15 protein-coding genes and 1 other RNA gene are annotated in these 15,812 nt (G+C 68.9%); 5 read left to right on the top strand and 11 right to left on the bottom strand.

Translation table 11 applies throughout. The features are described 5' to 3' along the window. Positions 1–9 precede the first annotated feature (9 nt). Complete coding sequence (locus tag ASF27_RS00890; RefSeq protein ID WP_156467414.1) at positions 10–849, top strand: DUF1186 domain-containing protein; 840 nt, start codon at positions 10–12, stop codon at positions 847–849. 4 nt (positions 850–853) lie between these two features. Here the strand turns inward: ASF27_RS00890 and moeB are convergent, their stop codons facing one another. Further along, on the bottom strand, positions 854–1,630 hold the full coding sequence (moeB, locus tag ASF27_RS00885) for a molybdopterin-synthase adenylyltransferase MoeB (protein ID WP_056302709.1): 777 nt from the start codon (positions 1,628–1,630) through the stop codon (positions 854–856). Between the two features lie 112 nt (positions 1,631–1,742). Here moeB and dapE point away from each other — a divergent pair, with 112 nt between their 5' ends. Then, on the top strand, positions 1,743–2,930 hold the full coding sequence (gene dapE, locus ASF27_RS00880) for a succinyl-diaminopimelate desuccinylase (protein ID WP_056171825.1): 1,188 nt from the start codon (positions 1,743–1,745) through the stop codon (positions 2,928–2,930). 9 nt (positions 2,931–2,939) lie between these two features. Here dapE and ASF27_RS00875 read toward each other — a convergent pair whose 3' ends face one another. From ASF27_RS00875 to recR, 5 genes are all read right to left on the bottom strand, one after another. After that, a complete protein-coding gene (locus tag ASF27_RS00875; RefSeq protein WP_156467413.1) occupies positions 2,940–4,313 on the bottom strand; it encodes a hypothetical protein in 1,374 nt (457 codons plus the stop codon). 80 nt (positions 4,314–4,393) lie between these two features. Continuing rightward, the gene (gene truA / locus ASF27_RS00870; RefSeq protein WP_056357043.1) at positions 4,394–5,173 is read right to left on the bottom strand and encodes a tRNA pseudouridine(38-40) synthase TruA; all 780 of its coding nucleotides are present in this window, start codon (positions 5,171–5,173) and stop codon (positions 4,394–4,396) included. Beyond that, entirely contained in the window at positions 5,173–6,105 is a 933-nt protein-coding gene (gene fmt, locus ASF27_RS00865) for a methionyl-tRNA formyltransferase (RefSeq protein ID WP_056357040.1), read from the bottom strand. Before fmt ends, truA begins: the two co-directional genes overlap by 1 nt. Positions 6,106–6,127: 22 nt before the next feature. Beyond that, entirely contained in the window at positions 6,128–6,643 is a 516-nt protein-coding gene (gene def / locus ASF27_RS00860) for a peptide deformylase (protein ID WP_056171816.1), read from the bottom strand. Between the two features lie 96 nt (positions 6,644–6,739). Next, complete coding sequence (gene recR, locus ASF27_RS00855; RefSeq protein ID WP_056171814.1) at positions 6,740–7,345, bottom strand: recombination mediator RecR; 606 nt, start codon at positions 7,343–7,345, stop codon at positions 6,740–6,742. A 340-nt stretch (positions 7,346–7,685) separates the two neighbouring features. Between recR and ASF27_RS00850 the strand changes: the two genes are divergently transcribed. Next, complete coding sequence (locus ASF27_RS00850; protein ID WP_056357037.1) at positions 7,686–9,305, top strand: phosphoenolpyruvate carboxykinase; 1,620 nt, start codon at positions 7,686–7,688, stop codon at positions 9,303–9,305. Positions 9,306–9,347: 42 nt separating this feature from the next. On the opposite strand, the gene ASF27_RS00845 is transcribed toward ASF27_RS00850, so the two are convergent. The 3 genes from ASF27_RS00845 to ffs form a co-directional block, all read right to left on the bottom strand. Beyond that, positions 9,348–9,668: a YbaB/EbfC family nucleoid-associated protein gene (locus ASF27_RS00845; RefSeq protein WP_056357035.1), complete on the bottom strand. Its 321-nt coding sequence runs from the start codon at positions 9,666–9,668 to the stop codon at positions 9,348–9,350. Positions 9,669–9,737: 69 nt separating this feature from the next. Beyond that, a complete protein-coding gene (locus tag ASF27_RS00840) occupies positions 9,738–11,630 on the bottom strand; it encodes a DNA polymerase III subunit gamma/tau (protein ID WP_056357032.1) in 1,893 nt (630 codons plus the stop codon). A 67-nt stretch (positions 11,631–11,697) separates the two neighbouring features. Further along, positions 11,698–11,794: signal recognition particle sRNA small type (ffs, locus tag ASF27_RS21325), an RNA gene on the bottom strand. A 72-nt stretch (positions 11,795–11,866) separates the two neighbouring features. Between ffs and ASF27_RS00835 the strand changes: the two genes are divergently transcribed. Continuing rightward, positions 11,867–12,340 carry a DUF5991 domain-containing protein gene (locus tag ASF27_RS00835; protein WP_056357029.1) on the top strand — a complete coding sequence of 158 codons (474 nt, stop codon included), beginning with the start codon at positions 11,867–11,869 and terminating at the stop codon, positions 12,338–12,340. 30 nt (positions 12,341–12,370) lie between these two features. Here the strand turns inward: ASF27_RS00835 and ASF27_RS00830 are convergent, their stop codons facing one another. Beyond that, on the bottom strand, positions 12,371–12,634 hold the full coding sequence (locus tag ASF27_RS00830) for a PepSY domain-containing protein (RefSeq protein WP_056171805.1): 264 nt from the start codon (positions 12,632–12,634) through the stop codon (positions 12,371–12,373). A gap of 155 nt (positions 12,635–12,789) precedes the next feature. Between ASF27_RS00830 and ASF27_RS00825 the strand changes: the two genes are divergently transcribed. Continuing rightward, positions 12,790–14,325, top strand: coding sequence for a YifB family Mg chelatase-like AAA ATPase (locus tag ASF27_RS00825; protein WP_056357026.1), 1,536 nt, complete (start codon positions 12,790–12,792; stop codon positions 14,323–14,325). Between the two features lies 1 nt (position 14,326). Here the strand turns inward: ASF27_RS00825 and ASF27_RS00820 are convergent, their stop codons facing one another. Next, entirely contained in the window at positions 14,327–15,760 is a 1,434-nt protein-coding gene (locus ASF27_RS00820; protein ID WP_056266020.1) for a mannose-1-phosphate guanylyltransferase/mannose-6-phosphate isomerase, read from the bottom strand. Positions 15,761–15,812 lie beyond the last annotated feature (52 nt).

Below are 15,812 nucleotides of genomic sequence, written 5' to 3'. Positions count from 1 at the left end.
AGCCTCGCCATGATCGACCGTGCCCTCGTCGATGCCCTCTCGGCGGCCGAGTACCTGCCGGCCGCCGAACTTCGGCGCGCGGTCGAAACACCGGAGGCCATCGCCGACGAGGTGCTGCGCGTGCTGGCCGGGCCTGCGGACGGTGCCGAGGTGTCGGAGGCCGACGCCAACCTGCTGTTCTACGGTCTCCACGTCCTCGCGGCCGCCCGCGACACCCGTGTGTTCGCCCCCCTGGTGCGTCTGCTGCATCAGGACGGGGATACCCTCGACGCCCTGCTGGGCGACGCGGTGACGACGACGCTGGCCCGTATCCTCGTCAGCGTCTTCGACGGGGAGGTGGCGCCGCTGCACCGCCTCATCCTCGACAGCACCCTCGACGATTTCGTCCGTAACGAGGCCCTCGCGGCCCTGACCTTCCTGACCCAGACCGGCCACGTCGACCGTCAGGCGACCCACGACCTCCTCGTGCGCTTCGACGACAAGCGCGTCGCCGTGGAGGGTGATATCGGCTGGGTCGGTTGGGAGGAGACCATTGCGTTGCTGGGGTTTCGCGACCTGGCGCCCCGCTCGGCAGCCGCGCGCAAGGATGGCCGTCTCACCGATGAATTCAGCGACGCGCCGTGGTTCCGCACCACCTTGCGCCAAGCCGAGGCCAAGCCGGACGACCTCGCCCGCTTCGATCCGCGCCGCTACGGCACCATCGACGATCCCGTCGCGGACCTCGCCTGGACGGCCGAGGATGCCGGCCAGCCCGTGCGCAATCCGTACAAGGATGTCGGGCGCAACGATCCGTGCCCGTGCGGCAGCGGCAAGAAGTTCAAGAAGTGCTGCCTCGACAAGGCCGCCTGACGGCTTACCGCGCCGCGCCGCTGAGCGGGTTCGCGTCGTCCCAGGCATAACCCAGGGTTTCGAACCGCATCGAGCGGGCATCGACCATGAGCAGGCGCCCGACCAGGGGCTCGCCGAAATCCGTCACAGCGCGGATGACCTCCAAGGCCATGAGCGAGCCCATGATGCCGGCGAGCGCCCCGAGCACCCCTGCCTCGGCGCAGGCCGGCACGGAGCCGGGTGGCGGGGGGCTCGGGAAAAGGCAGCGATAGGTCGGGTTCGGCCGCCCGTCCGCCCCGGTCTCGTGGGCCCGGATGGTCGTCAGCGACCCGTCGAACTGCCCGAGCGCCGCCGTCACCAGGGGGCGCTTGCCGTGGAAACACGCATCCGAGACGGCGTAGCGCGTCGCGAAATTGTCCGAGCCGTCGGCGACGAGATCGTAGTCCGCGACAAGTTCCACCGCGTTCTCTGCCGTCAGCCGGAAGGGGTGGGCCTCAATGGCGACGTGCGGGTTGAGGCGACCCACGGCGTCCGTGGCGCTCTCGACCTTCGGCCGGCCGATATCGGGCGTGCCGTGGATCACCTGCCGCTGCAGGTTCGACAGGGAGACGATGTCGTCGTCGACGATCCCGATGGTGCCGATGCCGGCGGCCGCGAGGTACTGGATCAGGGGCGCGCCGAGGCCGCCGGCCCCCACCACGAGGATGCGCGCCGCCTTGAGGCGGGCCTGTCCCGGGCCGCCGACCTCGCGCAGGACGAGGTGACGGGCGTAGCGTTCGACTTCATCGGATGACAGGGCCATGACCGGGAGATAACGCCCGCGAGGGCACATCGGAAGCCCCGCGATTTGCGCGGGCACCGGCGGGCGCCTATGGCCGTGGCGATAGTCGCCGAGACCCCGCGAGATTCTGGCCGTGTCCGATTCCCTCGACCGTTCGCCGCTCACATTGGCCCAGGCCCTGATCCGCTGCCCCTCGGTGACGCCGGAGGAGGGCGGCGCCCTCGCTTGGCTCGGCGAAGTTCTGGAATCGGCCGGCTTCACGGTCCACCGGCCGCGCTTCTCCGAACCCGGCACGCCCGATATCGACAATCTCTACGCCCGCATCGGCACCGGCGCACCCTATCTGCTGTTTGCCGGCCACACCGACGTGGTGCCGACGGGCGATGTCGCCGCCTGGCGCCACGGGCCGTTCGCCGGAACGGTGGCCGACGGCCTCCTCTACGGGCGCGGCGCCGTCGACATGAAGGGCGGCATCGCCTGCATGCTCGCCGCCGCCCTCGATTATCTCGACGCGGTCGGGCCGGGCTTCTCGGGCTCCCTCGGTTTCCTCATCACCGGCGACGAGGAGGGCCCGGCCGTCAACGGCACGGTGAAGCTGCTCGAATGGGCGCGCGCGCGCGGCGAGCGCTTCGATCACTGCCTGCTCGGCGAGCCGACGAACCCCGAACGTCTCGGCGACATGATCAAGATCGGACGGCGTGGCTCCCTCACCGGCAAGCTCACGGTCCATGGCCGCCAAGGCCACGTCGCCTATCCGCACCGGGCCGAGAATCCCATCCCCGGCATGCTGCGCCTCGCGGATGCGCTCCTGGCCGAGCCCCTCGACGGCGGCACCCGGCATTTCGATGCGTCGAACCTCGAATTCACCACCCTCGATGTCGGCAATCCGGCAACGAACGTGATCCCGGCGGAGGCGCGGGCGACCTTCAACATCCGCTTCAACGAGGGCTGGACCGCCGAGACCCTCGGCGCCGAAATCCGTGCACGCCTGGAGCGGGCGGCCGGGAACAGCGTACGCTACAGTCTCGACCTGCAGCCCTCGAATTCCCCCGCCTTCCTCACGGAGCCCGACGCCTTCACCAGCCTCGTCTCCGCCGCCATCGAGACTGAGACCGGTCGAGTGCCGAAGCTCTCGACCACGGGCGGCACCTCGGATGCCCGTTTCATCAAGGATGCCTGCCCAGTCATCGAGTTCGGCCTCGTCGGCGAGACCATGCATCAGACCGACGAGTGCGTGGCGGTGGCCGACCTGAACCGGCTCACCGCAATCTACACGCGGGTGCTCGCGGCGTATTTCGCCGCCGCGGCGCCGTCGGCTTGACCGTTCGCGTCAGGCGGCTCGGCGCTTGAGACTTCGGCAGAGCCAGCCGTGTCCGGACCGGTAGCGGCACCGATAGTTGACGCGGCTCGACCGAAACCGCCGGCTGCTCGCGCCCAGGCGATCGCCCACGGCGATGTAGATCTGCCGCAGGCGCTGGACGTGGGGATCGTCGAGGCGCAATTCGATGCTGGCCCGGACCATGGCCACCGCAGCCAGCCAATCGGCAATCTCCCTCGGGACCAGTCCCTCGCCCAGGATGACCCGTCCGACTTCGAGGAGAAGGGCTTCGCTCGCACCCTCGCCCGAAGCGGCGAGGCGCTCGAGGTCGAACAGGGTCCGAACGCCCAGGGGCCATAACCGGATCACGCGATCACGCCCGACCGAGCAACAGAGTTGCGCCTGGGCGACCCAGTCCATGATCTGATAGACCCCATAGGGTGTCTCCACGAACAGCATCAACGGGTTGGCCGCGGCGAGGTTCTGCGTGGAGTGGATATGATAATCCTCGAGCCGGATGCGGATATCGCTGTCGATGCCGTCGATGATCTCCACGGGCGTGATCTTGAACGCCTCGAACACCTCCTCCTCCCGCTTGAAGTTCCGTAGTTTGTCGCGCTGGATGATGCTCCGCAGGACGACCTCCGGCATCACGCCCGCGATGAAGCTGGCGGCGACCACCAGCGCGATGACGGATGGCGCGGTCAGGGTCGCCTCGTTCGTCACCAGGGCTTGAACCGCCTCAGTGCCGATCCAGAAGAGGCCGACGACGAGTACCGGGGCGAGCACCGCGCTCAAAAGCATCCGGATCGTCTCACCGACGAGGGTTCCGGGGCTGAGATCGAAGTTCTTGATCGCTCGGTAGAGATTGCGAAGGGCGGTGATGTAGCTGCCGGCGAACGCTGCGCACAGGCCAAGCAGCCACACCATCCCGATGCCGTCGAGCGTAGGGTAAGTCACCCCCGGCCAGCGGAACGCCGCCGCATCGCTTCCCGCAGGCGCCAAAAGCGAAACGAGGAGCGACAGAGCGTAGAACATCGCCAGCCCCGACAGGACGCTGAACGGGATGCTGCCGATAAGCCAGGAGAGCGTTGCGTAGTCTTCCTTCCGACGCGGGAAGTCTTGGACTGCCGTGCCAAGCTGCATCGGAGTGACGACGGGCACTGAGCGGCGCTTGGCGCCGACGAAATACTTGTACTTCACAAATTCGAAGGATGGGATCAGGGAGGGGCTCGACCGGTCGGCGATCTCGAAAACCAGGGCGAGATCCTTGATGGTCTCCTGCCGCTGGCGTTTGATGGCCTCTCGGATCGCAATGAAGATCAGGGGTGAAAGGACCGCGAAGGCGGAGGCAACGACGATGATGACCCGCAGGGGTGTTTCCATGGTGATAATCCCGAGCTCCTCACGATGATCGGAGAGGTTGCGCATTTGGACGCAGAGCCGGGTATAAATTCAACCTCAGATTAAACTTTAATGTGAATCAGCGGTTCATTTAGGTAATCCACCCCCACCAGCGTCAGGCCACACGACGGGGCTAGAGGGCCGCAACGACTGCGGTCCCGGCTCGCCAGGATCTCTGCGACATCGTCGGCCGTGATCTTGCCGGAGCCTGCGAGCACCAGGGTGCCGACGAGCCCCCGGACCTGGTGGTGCAGGAACGAGCGCGCCGACGCCGCCACCACGATCTCGTCGAAGTGACCCATGCTCACCATCGCGACGTCGAGCTGTTCCAGGGTGCGGATCGGGCTCTTGGCCTGGCATTCGGCGGCCCGGAAGGCCGTGAAGTCGTGGCAACCCAGGAGCGGGCGCGCGGCGGCCTGCATCAGCGGGACATCGAGGGGCCACGGCACCTGCCAGACCTGTCCGCGCGTCAGGGCCGCCGGGCTGCGGCGGTTGAGGATGCGGTAGCGATAGTGCCGGCGGAACGCGGAATGGCGGGCGTTGAAGTCCGGGGCAACGCGCTCGGCACTCAGGATCGAGACCGGATGCGGGCGCAGATGCGCGTTCAGGGCGTCGCGCACCACATCCGTGCGCCAAGCCTTGGTGAGGTCGAGATGCGCTACCTGATGCGTGGCGTGAACCCCCGTATCGGTGCGGCCGGCGCAGGTGAGGCCGGCGGTCTCGCCGGAAAAGCGTTTCACCGCCGCCTCGATGGCGCCTTGCACGGAGGGCTGCGCCGTCTGGCGCTGCCAGCCGCAGAACGGCGTGCCGTCGTACTCGATGACGAGCTTGTAGCGCGGCATCAGGCGCCGAGGGACGAGCCGGGCACCAAGCGGGCGCCCCGCATGAACTCCGGCCCGGTCGCGACGCCGCCCTTGCCGGCGCGGCGCAGGGCCGTGAGGCGGACGGCGCCCGTACCGCAGGCAAGGGTGCAGGCTTCGTCGAGGATCGTGCCGGGGTCGCCCTTGGCCTCCGTCGCGAGGGCGCCCAGCACCTTCACCCGCTCCGGACCCTTGCCGAGATCGGCCTCGAAGAAGGCGCCTGGGAAGGGGGCCAGTCCGTTGACGTGGTTGGCGACCTCAGGGGCCGGGCGGGTCCAGTCGATGCGCGCCTCGTCGTTGGTGATCTTGTGGGCGTAGACGACGCCCTCAGTCGCCTGCGGTGTGAACGTGAGGGCGCCGTGCTCCAGTTCGGCGAGGGCGCGGGCCATCAGGTCGGCGCCGAGCGGCATGAGCGCGTCGTGCAGGGCACCGGCGTTCATGCCGTGCGTGATCGGCAGGCGCGCCTCCAGGCCGACCGGGCCGGTGTCGAGGCCGGCTTCCATCCGCATCACGCCGACGCCGCTCATCGCGTCGCCCGCCATCACGGCGCGCTGGATCGGAGCGGCGCCGCGCCAGCGCGGCAGCAGGGAGCCGTGGAGATTGAGGCAGCCGTGGCGCGGCAGGTCGAGGATCGCCTGGGGCAGCAGCATCCCGTAGGCCACCACCACGGCGACATCGGCCGCGTGCGCCCGAAAGGTCTCGACGGCTTCCGCATTCTTCAGGGTCGTGGGCGTCAGCACGGGCACGCCGAGGGCTTCGGCCATCACGTGGACCGGGGATGCCTTCAGGGCCATGCCGCGCCCGGCTTTGGCCGGCGCGCGCGTGTAGACGGCGACGAGGGTGTGGCCGTCAGCATGAAGGCGTGCCAGCGTCGGCACGGCGAAATCCGGCGTGCCCATGAACACGACGCGCATCGGGCTTTTTCCTAACGTGGGATCACGCGGCGTCGCGCTTGGCCGCCTTGGCGAACTTCTTCACCACCCGGTCGCGCTTCAGCTTCGACAGGTGGTCGATGAACAGCACGCCGTCGAGGTGGTCGATCTCGTGCTGGATGCAGGTGGCGAGCAAGCCGTCGGTCTCGATCTCCTGCGTCGCGCCATCGAGGCCGCGGAACCGCACGCGGACCCGGTCCGGCCGTTCGACCTCGCCATAATAATCCGGGATCGAGAGGCAGCCCTCATCGTAGACCCGCTTCTCCTCCGAGCCCCAGACGATCTCGGGATCGAGAAAGACCTGCGGCCGGCGGTCGTCCTCGTCCTTCGACGTGTCGATGGTGACGACGCGCTTCGCCACCCCGATCTGGATCGCCGCGAGGCCGACGCCCGGAGCGTCGTACATCGTCTCCAGCATATCGGCGACCAGGGTGCGGATCTCGTCCGTCACGGGGCCGACGGGCTCGGAGACCTTGCGCAGGATCGGGTCGGGCAGGATGACGAGCGGACGGATGGTCATGGCGTGATGGGGTTCGGCTGTGGGGATCGCGGCGCCGCGATCCCCAGCAGATAAGGTCGTGCCGATGAGCGGTCAAATGACCCGTGCGTCCGCCCGTCAGAAGGGTGTGCGGCTGCGGATGGCGGCCGTCAGCGTGCCCTCGTCGAGGTAGTCGAGTTCGCCGCCCACCGGCACACCGTGGGCGAGGCGGGTGATCTTCAGTCCATGGACCTTCAGCGATTCGGTGACGTAATGCGCCGTGGTCTGACCGTCGACCGTGGCGTTCAGCGCTAGGATGATCTCGCGCATGGCCGGGTCGCCGGCGCGCGCCACGAGGCTGTCGAGGTTGAGGTGCTCCGGCCGCACGCCGTCGAGCGCCGACAGTACGCCGCCGAGCACGTGGTAACGGGCCGTCACCGCGCCCGAGCGCTCCAGAGCCCAGAGGTCTGAGACGTCCTCCACCACTACGAGGGTCGAGGGGTCGCGGCTCTCGTCGCGGCAGATGGTGCAGGGCTCGGCGGTATCGACGTTGCCGCAGGCGCTGCACACGACGATGCGCTCCGAGGCGACCCGCATGGCGTCGGCCAAGGGAGCGAGCAGGGTTTCCCGCTTCTTGATGAGCTGCAGGGCCGCGCGCCGGGCCGAGCGCGGGCCGAGGCCCGGCATGCGGGCGAGGAGCTGGATCAGGCGCTCGATCTCGGGACCGGCGACGGCTTGGGGCATGAACGGTCCGTCTGGGCTCGTGCGGATGGCCCGAGGCCACCACATGGTTCAAGCGGGATAGCGGGTGAGGCGTACCCGGCGAAAGCAGGAATTCTCCACACATAGGGTCGCGCCGCTCCGGTTTCGCCCCCGCAGGCCTACGCCCGCGCGGGATACGGAGAATTCAAATTTCTTTTTCCATTGTCGCAAACGTGATTTGTCGGCAAGATTTGAGGAACCGAGCACAAACGGTGACTCGTGGGGCGGCGAACCTGCGCGCGGCGGACCTGAACGACCGCGCGGACGCCCCACACACGAGTCCGGCCCGGCGGAGCGATCAGGGGCCCGAGGAGGAACGCACATGACCAACATCGGACTTTTCAATTCGGGCCACGGCGCGGAGGCCATCGGCCTGCGCCAGCTGAAAGCCGTGCATTGGAATCTCGAAGCTCCGCGGCTCTACGAAGAGGCGCTGCGCCGCAACGAGGCGGAACTCGCGCAGGGCGGCGCCCTGGTGGCGACCACGGGAAGCCACACGGGGCGCTCGCCGAAGGACAAGTTCGTGGTGCGGGACGAGGCCACCGAGAACGAGGTCTGGTGGGAGAACAACGGCGCGATCACGCCCGAGCAGTTCGAGACGCTCTATCAGGATTTCCTCGGCCATGCCGAGGGTCGCGAACTGTTCGCCCAGGATCTCCATGGCGGCGCCGACCCGTGCCACAGGGTCAAGGCCCGGGTGTTCACCGAGCTCGCCTGGCACTCCCTGTTCATCCGCAACCTGCTGATCCGGCCCGAGCGCGAGACCCTGTCGGATTTCGTGCCGGAACTGACGATCATCGATCTGCCGAGCTTCGAGGCTCAGCCGCATCGCCACGGCTGCCGCTCGAAGACGGTCATCGCCATCGATTTCTCGCGACGCCTCGTGCTCATCGGCGGGTCGGCCTACGCCGGCGAGATGAAGAAGTCGGTCTTCACCTACCTCAATTACCGGCTGCCCAAGGTCGGGGTGATGCCGATGCACTGCTCGGCCAACGTGGCCCTCGACGAGGCCGGCCAGTCGGCCCTGTTCTTCGGCCTGTCGGGCACGGGCAAGACGACCCTCTCCAACGACTCCTCGCGCATGCTGCTCGGCGACGACGAGCACGGCTGGAGCCCGGATGGGATCTTCAACTTCGAGGGCGGCTGCTACGCCAAGACCATCCGCCTCTCCCGGAACGCCGAACCCGAGATCTACGCCACCACCGAGCGCTTCGGCACGGTGATGGAGAACGTGGTCATCGATCCCGAAACCCGGGTGCCCGATTTCGACGACGCCTCCCGCACGGAGAACACCCGCTGCGCCTATCCCCTCGACTTCATCGCCAATGCGAGCACCACGGGACGCGCCGCGCACCCGAAGAACATCGTCATGCTCACCTGCGATGCGTTCGGGGTGATGCCGCCCATCGCACGGCTCACGGGGGCAGAGGCGATGTACCACTTCCTCTCGGGCTACACCGCCAAGGTCGCGGGCACCGAACGCGGCCTGACGGCCCCGGAGGCGACGTTCTCGACTTGCTTCGGGGCGCCGTTCATGCCGCGTCACCCGAGCGTCTACGGCAATCTGCTGCGCGACCTCATCGCGAAGCACGCGGTCGACTGCTGGCTCGTGAACACCGGGTGGACCGGGGGTGGTGTCGGCACGGGCCGACGCATGCCGATCCGCGTGACGCGCCGCCTGCTCACGGCAGCCTTGGACGGATCCCTGTCTCAGGTGGAATTCCGACGCGATCCGTATTTCGGGTTCCAGGTGCCGGTCTCGGTGCCGGGCGTCGAGGCGCAGGTGCTGTCACCCGTGGAAACCTGGACCAACAAGGCGGCCTTCGCTGAAACGGCGACGCGCCTCGTCGCCATGTTCCAGGAGAACTTCAAGCGCTTCGCCGAACACGTCGACGCCGACGTGCGGGCGGCCGAGCCGTCCGCTCAGGCGATCGCAGCCTGATCTCTCGAAGGGGGCGACCTGCGGGTCGCCCCCTTCGAGCCCCTAAAAGAGTTTCAGGCCGGGCGGCAGGGGCAGGCCCTTCGTCAGCTCGCCCATGCGCTCGGCGGCGACCTGCTCGGCCTTGCCCCGGGCGTCGTTCATGGCGGCGACGATGAGATCCTCCAGGATCTCGCGCTCATCCGGGTTCAACAGGGTCGGATCGAGCTGCACGCCCTTCACCTGTCCCTTGGCCGTCATGGTCACCCGTACGGCGCCGCCGCCGGAGGCGCCCGATACCTCGACGGTGTCGAGTTCACCCTGTAGGGCGGCCATCTTCTCCTGCATGGCCTGCGCCTGCTTCATCATGCCCATGAGGTCGCGCATGCTCGTAATGTCCTTCGGCTGTATCGGGTGAGGCGTTCAGGCTGATCTGGGGACGGAGCGGCGCCGGCGCTATGCCTCGCCGTCCGTGTCTTCGGTCTCGGCCTCGCCCGTCGGCGGAGCCTCGACCGCAATCTCAGGGGTCTTGTCGCGCACGTCGACGATCTGGGCACCGGGGAAGCCCGCCATCACCGCACGCACGAGGGGATGGGCGGCGGCGCTCTGATGGCGGGTTTCCGTCGCGGCCCGTGCCGTGGCGTCGAGGGTCGGCTCGCCGGCCTCCTTCGACAGGGCGACGATCCAGCGCCGGCCCGTCCACAGGTCGAGGGCCTTGGCGAGGTCGTTGGCGATGGTCTGGCGCCCGCCCTCCGCGAGACGGAACTCGATGCGTCCCTCCTCGAAGCGCACGAGATGGACCTCGCGCTCCAGGGCCATCTTCAGGCCGATGTCGCGCTTGGTGTCGGCCAGCGCGACGACGTCTGCAAAGCGCGTCAGCCGTGGGCCTTCTGGTTCGGGGGAGGGGGCTTGGCTCGGTGCGGGCGCCTGGCTCGGCATGGGCGAGGGCGCGACCATCGAAAGGGCCGGACGGCCACCGCCGCCGGCCGCCATGGACAAGGCCGGGCGCGGCGGCGGCTCGGACGAGAAGGTCGGGATCGGCGGCAGGGCCGGGCGCCCCTGCGCCGTGACGGGTGCGGAACTGGCGTGGGTGTCAGCCGGTGTCCGGGCCGGAGCCGCCAGGGCCTCGCCCTTGAACTGACGCAGGGCTTCGTCGGGGGTCGGCAGATCGGCCGCGTAGGCGAGGCGCACCAGGGCCATCTCGGCGGCGGCCAGCGGGCGCGTCGCAGTCTGTACTTCCGGAATCGCCTTGAGGAGGATCTGCCACGCCCGCGATAGCACCCGGACGGAGAGCTTGCCCGCGAATTCGCCGCCGCGCGACCGCTCCGCCTCGCTCAGGGTCGGATCGGCCGCGGCCTCCTCCGGTACCAGCTTCAGGCGGGTGACGAGGTGGGTGAAGCTCGCGAGATCCGACAGGATCACGGCGGGGTCGGCGCCCGCCTCGTACTGGCCGCGCACCTCGGAAAAGCTCGCCGGAATGTCGCCGCGCATCACCGCCTCGAACAGGTCGACGATACGGCCCCGGTCGGCCAGACCCAGCATGTCCCGTACGCCCTGGGCACTCACGTGTCCGGCGCCGTGCGCGATGGCCTGATCGAGGAGCGAGAGGGCGTCCCGCACCGAGCCCTCCGCCGCCCGCGTGATCGCGGACAGTGCCTCGGCATCGGCCTCGACACGCTCGGCGGCGCAGATCCCGGCCAGATGCGACACCAGGGTGTCGGCCTCGACACGGCGGAGATCGAAGCGCTGGCAGCGCGACAGGATCGTCACCGGGACCTTGCGGATCTCGGTGGTGGCGAACACGAACTTTGCGTGAGGTGGTGGCTCCTCCAAGGTCTTCAGGAAGGCGTTGAACGCCTTCTCGGAGAGCATGTGGACCTCGTCGACGATGTAGACCTTGTAGCGGGCCGAGACGGGTGAATAGCGGATGCCGTCGATGATCCCGCGCACGTCGTCGATGCCCGTGTGCGAGGCGGCGTCCATCTCCAGCACGTCCATGTGCCGGGATTCCATGATCGCCTGGCAGTGGCACCCGAGTTCGGGCATCGCGATGGTGGGACCGGTGTCGGGATGGCCGTCGCGGACGTAGTTCAGGCCCCGCGCCAGGATGCGGGCCGTGGTGGTCTTGCCGACGCCGCGCACGCCCGTCAGCATCCACGCCTGGGGGATGCGGTTGGCCGCGAAGGCGTTGGCCAGGGTCCGCACCATGGCGCCCTGTCCGATGAGGTCGTCAAAGTTCTGGGGGCGATACTTGCGGGCGAGCACCCGATAGGGCGTCGCGGACGCTTGCGGCTCGGGAAAACCCGGAAGGCCGGGGGCGTCGCTCGGAGTGCCGGAGGTCGCGTCCATGCCGCCTTCGCGTGGGTTGGCGCCGCCCTGGTCGGAGGGATGCCGCCACGCGGGCTATAGATCGAAAGGTGGGAGGCTGGACGAAGACCCGCTCGGTCTCGTTAGGGCTGCTTCCTTCCGGACCTGACCCGGTTGGCGAGTGAAACGTCCCTCGCCAACCTCCCGTGCGCTATATGGCCGGGGCCGGCGGCGGATGCAAGCGGCCGGACCGCAGCAGTGACACGGGAGAGCGAGGCATGGCTTCATTTCGGGCGCGGGCGCTCCACACCGCCTTGATCCTATCGGCCGGTTTCATTGCGCTGGGGACCACGGTGTCGGGGCAGGCCCCCGCTCAACCCTGGGCCGGACACTACGCCTTCGTACACGATGGCGGCCGCACGGCCGGTGGTTCTCCCATCGTCGTCACGTATCGCCTCGACATCGCGTCGGGCCGGGGAAACCGCGACTGTCTTCTCAGGATCGAAGGGTTTCAGACCGACGAGACCATCGTCTGCAAACTCGATGGCGACGCGACCTCGGTCGCGGTGAAATTCCACACCTACGGCGATGGGCGGCTCGTCAACGCCTACGGCACGAAGCTCTACGAGATCGGAAAGACGTTGTTCGCCCTACGCCGGACCGGACCGGTGGTTCTCACGGAGTGGGAAGCTCTAGGTCCGGACGGCGTCCGCCGGGGCACGGCGGGCACCGCGTTCGAACGGCAGCGGTGATCCTCTCGGGAGCGACCGCTGCCGTTCGCCTTACTCGGGCTTGCGCTTCACGATCGCAAAGGTCTTCGGGTCGAGCTTGAGGTCGAACTGCTTGCCGTTGGCGTCGATGGCGTCGTCCACCTCGATCTCGTCGCTCTCGACTTCGATTTTCTTCCACTTGGTGAAGCCCGCCTCCTTCAGCACGGCGTCGATCCGGGTCAGCTCGGCGGCGGTGGGCTCGCGGTCCGCGCGGGCCGCACCGGTAAGGGCGAGGCCGAGGGCGAGTGCGGCGAGGCCGGTGGTCTTGAACGACATGTGAACTCCTTAAAGACGGTCGAGGTGGGGTGCGAACGATGCACCGCATGATCCGGTTCCCGGTCCCTGCGAAGTCCTGCGTGCGCTAAGGTTGTTTCCGATCGAACTGCCGCCTACGCTTGTATCCGTCGAGCCGTCCCAAAGGGTTGAGAGCCATGGTCACCCGCGTCGCCACCGTCGCCTTCGAGGGAATCGAGGCGCGGGCCGTCGATGTGCAGGTCCAGATCGCGCCCGGCCTCGTGGCCTTCACGGTGGTGGGACTTGCCGACAAGGCCGTGGGAGAATCCCGCGAGCGGGTGCGCTCCGCCCTCATCGCCTCGGGGCTGGCGCTGCCGGCCAAGCGCATCACCGTCAACCTCGCGCCGGCCGATCTGCCCAAGGAAGGCTCCCATTACGATCTGCCCATCGCGCTCGCCGTGATGGCCGCCATCGGCGCCCTGCCGGCCGATGCCTTGGCTGGCTACTGCGTGCTCGGCGAACTGGCCCTCGACGGCACCATCACGGCGGTCTCCGGCGTGCTGCCCGCCGCAATGGCGGCCAACGCCCGCGGCCTCGGCCTCATCTGTCCGGCTGCCACCGGGCCGGAGGCGGCTTGGGCGGCGGGCGACATGGACGTGCTGGCACCGCGCTCGCTCATCCAGCTCGCCAACCACTTCAAGGGCACGCAGGTGTTGGCTCGCCCCGAACCCGCCATCGCCGCGTCGGGCGGTCCACTGCCGGACCTGCGCGACATCAAGGGCCAGGAGGGTGCCAAGCGTGCCCTGGAAATCGCGGCGGCCGGATCGCACAATCTCGTGTTCAATGGCCCGCCCGGGGCCGGCAAGTCGATGCTGGCCGCCCGCCTGCCCTCGATCCTGCCGCCGCTCTCCCCGCGCGAACTCCTCGAAGTCTCCATGATCCAGTCGGTCGCCGGTGCCCTCAAGGATGGGGCGCTGTCGAACCGTCGGCCCTTCCGGCAGCCGCATCACTCCGCCTCGATGGCGGCTCTGGTCGGCGGCGGGATCAACGCCCGGCCGGGCGAGGCGTCGCTCGCCCATGGCGGCGTCCTGTTCCTCGACGAATTGCCAGAGTTCACCCCACAGGTGCTCGATTCCCTACGCCAGCCCATGGAGACGGGGGAGATCATGATCGCCCGCGCCAACCACAGGGTGACCTATCCGGCCCGCTTCCAGCTCGTGGCGGCCATGAACCCGTGCCGCTGCGGTCAAGCCCTCGAGCCGGGCTACGCCTGCCGCAAGGGTCCGAACGAGCGCTGCGTCGCGCAGTACGGTGCCCGCATCTCCGGGCCTCTCCTCGATCGCATCGATCTGCGCATCGAAGTCGCCGCCGTCACCGCCGCCGACCTCATCCTGCCGCCGCCGGCGGAAGGCTCGGCCGAGATGGCGGCCCGGGTCGCCGCCGCCCGCGCCCTGCAGACGGCACGTTACGCTGCCCGGGATCTCGGACCCAGCGTCACCAACGCCTCCTGCCCGGCCACGGTGATCGAAGCGGTGGCGGCGCCCGATGCGGAAGGGGCCGCCCTGATCCGGAGCGCGGCCGAATCCATGCGCCTCTCGGCCCGCGGCTTCCACCGCACCCTGCGGGTGGCACGCACGCTGGCCGACCTCGACGGCGAGGCCCAGGTCCGTCGCATCCGCCTCGCCGAAGCCCTGTCCTACCGCGGCCGCGCCGATCGGCCGGTGGCGGCGTGACTCAGCGCCCGTAGATGTCCTCGACCCGGATGATGTCGTCCTCGCCCGTGTACGAGCCGACCTGGACCTCGATGAGTTCGAGGGCGATCCTGCCCGGGTTGGTGAGGCGGTGCATCGAGCCGATGGGCAGATAGACCGCTTCGTTCTCGTGGACGAGGACCACCCGGTCGTCGACGGTGACTTCGGCGGTGCCCCGCACCACCACCCAGTGCTCGGCCCGGTGATAGTGCTTCTGCAAGGAGAGTCGGCCGCCCGGCGTCACCATGATGCGCTTCACCTGGAAGCGTTCGCCGATGTCGATGCGCTGGTACCAGCCCCAGGGGCGGTACATCCGCCGATGAGCGTCGGCTTCCGGATGGGCCTTCTCGCGAAGCTGGGCGACGAGGTCCTTGACCTGGCCGGAGCGGGCCTTCGAGGTCACCAGCACGGCGTCCGGAGTCGCCACCACCACCACATCGTCGAGGCCGACCACGGTGGTGAGGAGTTCGCCCTCGCTGTGGATCAGGCTACCATGGGTGTCGATGGTCTCGACCCGGCCGCGCACGGCATTTCCCGACGCGTCGCGGGGCAGGACTTCCCACACGGCGTCCCAGGTGCCGACGTCCGACCATGGGAACGAGACCGGGAGCACGCCGGCCCGCTCGGTCCGCTCCATCACGGCGTAGTCGATGGAGGTCTTCGGAGCCCGCGAGAAGGCGGAGCCGTCGAGGCGCAGGAAGTCGAGGTCGACCTGCGCGGCGTCGAGGGCCGCCCGGGTCGCCGACAGGATCTCGGGCGCCCGCGCTTCGAGCTCGGCCAGCATCACGTCGGCGCGGAACAGGAAGTAGCCGGAGTTCCACAAGGCGCCCTCGCCGATGAGGCGCTCGGCCCCGTCGCGATCCGGCTTCTCGACGAAGCGCTCGACGGCGTAGGCGCCCGGCACCCCATCGAGGCCCGCTCCGCGCCGGATGTAGCCATAGGCGGTGGCCGGCCCCGTCGGTTCTATGCCGAGGGTCATGATCCGGCCGGCCCGCGCACCGATGGCGGCCGCCTGCGCGGCGGCGACGAAGGCCGGCGTATCGCCAATGACGTGATCGGCCGCCAGGATCAGAACGACGGCTTCCGGATCGCGGCGGGCCGCATGCAGGGCCGCGACCGCCACGGCTGCGGCCGAATCTCTGCGCTCGGGCTCCAGCACGATGTCGGCCTGCACGCCGGCCTGGAGCAGCTGCTCGGCGACGATGAACCGTGCCTCGGCGTTGCTGATGATCGTCGGGCGACCGAACACGGCGGGATCGAGCACCCGGCGCGCCGTGTCCTGGAAGGTCGAGCTGTCGGCGTTCACCAGGGGGGTGAACTGCTTCGGCATGCTCTCGCGCGAGGCCGGCCACAGGCGCGTACCCGACCCACCGCACAGGATCACGGGGTGGATCAGTTCGGAACGTGCCTGTGCCATGGTCGATCACTCACGCGAGGGGAGGGCCAGGGTCCAGCATGGACCGGGCCGC

The sequence above is a fragment of the Methylobacterium sp. Leaf102 genome (assembly GCF_001422425.1).
Taxonomy (GTDB): domain Bacteria; phylum Pseudomonadota; class Alphaproteobacteria; order Rhizobiales; family Beijerinckiaceae; genus Methylobacterium.
Note: the sequence above shows the minus strand (reverse complement) of the source record. Positions and strands in the feature narration are given on the sequence as shown.

Coding starts and splice junctions, on each gene's coding strand:
- truA (WP_056357043.1), bottom strand. CDS start 5,173: ATGCCGCGCTACAAGCTCGTCATCGAGTACGACGGCACGCCGTTCTGC.
- def (WP_056171816.1), bottom strand. CDS start 6,643: ATGACCATCCGTCCGCTCGTCATCCTGCCCGACCCGATCCTGCGCAAG.
- ASF27_RS00840 (WP_056357032.1), bottom strand. CDS start 11,630: ATGGACGCGACCTCCGGCACTCCGAGCGACGCCCCCGGCCTTCCGGGT.
- ASF27_RS00845 (WP_056357035.1), bottom strand. CDS start 9,668: ATGCGCGACCTCATGGGCATGATGAAGCAGGCGCAGGCCATGCAGGAG.
- ASF27_RS00830 (WP_056171805.1), bottom strand. CDS start 12,634: ATGTCGTTCAAGACCACCGGCCTCGCCGCACTCGCCCTCGGCCTCGCC.
- fmt (WP_056357040.1), bottom strand. CDS start 6,105: ATGCGCGTCGTGTTCATGGGCACGCCGGATTTCGCCGTGCCGACGCTG.
- moeB (WP_056302709.1), bottom strand. CDS start 1,630: ATGGCCCTGTCATCCGATGAAGTCGAACGCTACGCCCGTCACCTCGTC.
- ASF27_RS00875 (WP_156467413.1), bottom strand. CDS start 4,313: ATGGAAACACCCCTGCGGGTCATCATCGTCGTTGCCTCCGCCTTCGCG.
- ASF27_RS00825 (WP_056357026.1), top strand. CDS start 12,790: ATGGTCACCCGCGTCGCCACCGTCGCCTTCGAGGGAATCGAGGCGCGG.
- ASF27_RS00820 (WP_056266020.1), bottom strand. CDS start 15,760: ATGGCACAGGCACGTTCCGAACTGATCCACCCCGTGATCCTGTGCGGT.
- ASF27_RS00890 (WP_156467414.1), top strand. CDS start 10: ATGATCGACCGTGCCCTCGTCGATGCCCTCTCGGCGGCCGAGTACCTG.
- ASF27_RS00835 (WP_056357029.1), top strand. CDS start 11,867: ATGGCTTCATTTCGGGCGCGGGCGCTCCACACCGCCTTGATCCTATCG.
- recR (WP_056171814.1), bottom strand. CDS start 7,345: ATGCCCCAAGCCGTCGCCGGTCCCGAGATCGAGCGCCTGATCCAGCTC.
- ASF27_RS00850 (WP_056357037.1), top strand. CDS start 7,686: ATGACCAACATCGGACTTTTCAATTCGGGCCACGGCGCGGAGGCCATC.